This is a genomic window from Stenotrophomonas sp. A3_2 (genome assembly GCF_036624925.1).
Taxonomy (GTDB): Bacteria; Pseudomonadota; Gammaproteobacteria; order Xanthomonadales; family Xanthomonadaceae; genus Stenotrophomonas; species Stenotrophomonas hibiscicola.
The window spans coordinates 1-336 of record NZ_JAZKVY010000025.1 but is presented as its reverse complement, the minus strand read 5'-3'; the positions used below and the strand labels follow the sequence as shown (position 1 = coordinate 336).

Below are 336 nucleotides of genomic sequence, written 5' to 3'. Positions count from 1 at the left end.
GCCTCTCGCCTGAAGCCGCCAACACCCTCGCCGGCATCGAAATGCTGGGGGTGGCGCTGGCCACGGTCGCCGTCGCCGCCCCCGGCGACCGGCTGGACTGGCGGCACATGACCCTCGCGGCCCTCACCCTCGGCGGGCTCGGGGACGCGGCCTCCGCGTTCGCCCTAAACACGTCCTGGCTCGGCACCGCCCGCTTCGCCGCCGGCCTCGGCCACGGCGCCATCATCTCCCTCAGCTTCACGGTCGTCGGCCTCACCAACCGGCCGGAACGGAACATCGCGCTCTACCTGGTGGCGCTGCTCACCTACGGCGCCATCGGCCTCTGGGCGCTGCCCG

1 pseudogene is annotated in these 336 nt (G+C 73.8%); it reads left to right on the top strand.

From position 1 onward, the window contains the following. A pseudogene (locus R5H29_RS00100) lies at positions 1 to 336 on the top strand (hypothetical protein); the annotation flags it as partial.